Below are 3,128 nucleotides of genomic sequence, written 5' to 3'. Positions count from 1 at the left end.
ACGGCAATGAAAAACCATTACCTACTGGTGCAAATTGCCGACATCCTGGTTCAGTTGTACCTTAACGGTGCCAAGATTCTAAAGGGTTTAAAAAAATCGGCAAAAGAAAAATCCTCGGATCTGTTAGAAGCGATTCGAACCCACAAAATAACAGACAAGGATTTATACCACATAGGGAAACCGATACAAATCAGGTTCACCTAGTGGTTATAGTTTATCATAAGGAAGTGATGCGAAGAAAGACCAAACTTTACTTATCCACAATTTTAAAAGGAATCAATTGATTCGGTTCGTTTTGTCTCTAAAAGCAGGGAAGTTAACTGGTAAAAAACTCCATATGTGGATAAGTGATTTTTTCCCTAAAATGAGTAATGAACATTAATTTACTCCTCAGAGCTGGATAACTTTTCTCGAAGTTGCTTTAATTTTGTCATGATCGTGACATATTCTTCGTAATGAATCTGACAGGCTTGAATATGCTTTGCAATGGCAGCGGTAATGTCTTCTTTGTGAGTTCGTCCCTTTTCAGATAAATAAATGAGTACTTTCCTTTCATCATTTGGATTCTTTTTTTTCACAATCCATCCGTTTTTCTCCAAGCGTTTTATCATCGGCGTCAGTGTGCCCGTTCCTAAGTTAAACTGAGCGCCAATTTGTTTCATCGTTTTTCCATCATCTTCCCATAAAACAAGCAATAGCAAGTATTGGGAGTCGTGATATGAAAAGGTTTTAAGGCTTGATTGTATAGCTTTTTGTGTTTTGCAAGTAAAAAGTTTATAAAATTGCAACGAAAAGTTTAGAACTTTGCCAGCCCTTATTTAGGGCTTGCTGAATAGATTATTCAACATTACGCCCATTGTAAATATCGATATCTGTAACACTTGATTAAAAGGAAAAAAGGAATCCGGAGTCGTCGCTCCAAATTCATCACCATGAACTGGAGGGCGATAACCGTTTGACTGGTATGTGCAAGGCGTGCTCGAACTAGGCCAAGCCCGAATTTACGCTTGCCCTCACTGAATTTCCCCTCGATTTGATTTCGTTCTGTCGCATCCTGTCGTTCTTGTTTTAGGTCGGTTTTCCAACCTTCTTTCGGTGGTCTTCCAAGTTTCGGTCCACTAAGGCGGATTCCCCGTTCTTTGCAATAACGGATATTCTTGCGATTTCGATACAGTTTATCCGCTAAAATCGCTTCGAGATAATAGCCAAAGCGCTGTTTATAAGACTGGATGGATGCTTGAAGTGTCTTCGCTTCGTTGAAGTTATCCCATTGCATGCTTTCGATAAGCGTATAACCATCAACCAAGCTAGCAGCAATTTTAGCACCGAATTCCACTTGAGCACCGGCTTTACCTCGTACAATGGGTCGTACGTGTGGCTGATCCAATCGTGTGTTTCTTGTGTGTGAACATCTCACGTTGCTGTCGATATCACTCGCTTATCACCAGCAAACGGCGATATTGACGGTGGCTCAATTCAGTAAGCGGAGTGTCAGTCAACTGCATTTCGATGATTTTTAGATCCCGATGAACATAAGATAGTTGTTTCCGGATTGCTTTTCGCATCCTTTTTCCGCTTGTTTTTCGTTGCTTGGATACACTTAAATACGCTTACGTGCCTGGTTGCGATAGGTTCGGGCTTTTTCCTTTAATCCGATGTGTGGATCGTGCAAGGTGTCAATAATGTCTTCCAATATTTCGCGTGCATGGTTAAGCAATCCGAGAACGGTCGGATATTTAATATCAGCAGGAACACAGGTAGCATCAAGCATGAGCTTCCCTTTGTGGGCCGGTGTCGTGTCACCAGAATCTGTTGGTGCTTTCTTAAATGATGATTGTTTTGTTCTTCGTTTTGGTCTGTGGGGCAGAATGTCCTCTGGCAACGCCAATTCATCATCGCCAATCTCCATTGTAAGTTGTCCATTGTCGGGATCGTTATCATCATCTTCATCATCACTGTCTGAGACAAGCTCCGTGGATTGGACTTTCTCGGCATCGAGCGCTTCAGCAACGATCCACTCGTTTATTTCCAACAAGATGTCAGGACCCAACCGATTTCGGAAGTGTGTCATTAGAGAATGATGAAACGGCTCTTTATCAACAAATTCAGAGTACCCGATGAAAAATTGCAGATACGGATTCTCCATAATCTGCATTGTCGTTTCCCGATCGCTTAAGCCAAGTCGTTCCTTGATGATAAGCGACCCAAGTGCAATGCGAACCGAGTAAGCCGGCTTCCCTTTTACCGGCGATTTGAAAGCTTCAATATATTTTTGTTCAACGAGATCCCACGGGATGAGTTTTGATAATTGAACCCATCGATTGTTAGGATTTAATTTTCCGCCAAACGGTAAGTAAAATTGTTCGACTAGATCTGACGTATTTTCATCCATTCTAAACAATTTATGTTCACTCCATCTGCAAGGTTTTTTCTGGTTTTAAGTGTTTTTCCTTGCATATGAATTCGACATAAATAGACGCAGTCCTTGTGGATAAAGGGTTTTTATCATGATCAGCAAGCCCTACATAGATAAGCGATTTGAACATGAATTAAGAAAAGAATTTGGTTTAGAAAATTAATCAGAAGGACATGAAGATTTGATTTGTTATTTTTCAGATAGGCGATTACAGATAATAAATGTTGTCACGGATTAGTTTCAGATCTTCCTTTGTTAGTGAAACATTATCCCGATGTAGACCTGTTTTCATAAGATACTCATGAGAGTTTTGTTAAGATTTTAGCAAAATCATACACGTATTTAAGGATTTTAGGGTGCTAATTTTCAACAACAGCTTAACTTTTTATGAGAATAAAAAATAAGAAAAAACGGAGAAATTCAAAAGCTGTGTCTTTTTATTAAATGTATTTTTTGAGTCCCAAATTTATCGCTAGTAGTGCAATGAGTTATTTTAATTCTGTAAAAGATATACTTTCTAATTATCATTAATAAAATAAAAATTTAGTGTTGAGTATCTTTTTTAACAAGATGATAAACTAAAGAAATTATAACACCTAATGTTATTCGGTACCGTCAAGAATTTTGTGTAAGTCGATAGGGCTCTCACTTGAACTGTCAATATAATGGTGCTTAAGCAACCTTAACAACTATACAAAAAATGTCAGAAGGT

At 38.7% G+C, this 3,128-nt stretch carries 2 protein-coding genes and 1 pseudogene; 1 reads left to right on the top strand and 2 read right to left on the bottom strand.

Going from position 1 to position 3,128, the window contains the following annotated elements:
- The coding region (locus ABU914_RS15260) for a transposase (RefSeq protein WP_379670549.1) at positions 1–204 on the top strand (204 nt) is incomplete at its 5' end.
- Positions 205–383: 179 nt separating this feature from the next.
- Here ABU914_RS15260 and ABU914_RS15255 read toward each other — a convergent pair.
- Together ABU914_RS15255 and ABU914_RS15250 are read right to left on the bottom strand one after the other, a co-directional pair.
- On the bottom strand, positions 384–788 hold the full coding sequence (locus ABU914_RS15255; RefSeq protein ID WP_379670548.1) for a MarR family winged helix-turn-helix transcriptional regulator: 405 nt from the start codon (positions 786–788) through the stop codon (positions 384–386).
- Positions 789–847: 59 nt separating this feature from the next.
- Positions 848–2,401 (bottom strand): annotated as a pseudogene (locus tag ABU914_RS15250) (transposase).
- Between the last annotated feature and the right edge of the window lie 727 nt (positions 2,402–3,128).

Source organism: Pueribacillus sp. YX66 (genome assembly GCF_041725775.1).
Lineage (GTDB): Bacteria > Bacillota > Bacilli > Bacillales > UBA6769 > Pueribacillus.
Note: the sequence above shows the minus strand (reverse complement) of the source record. Positions and strands in the feature narration are given on the sequence as shown.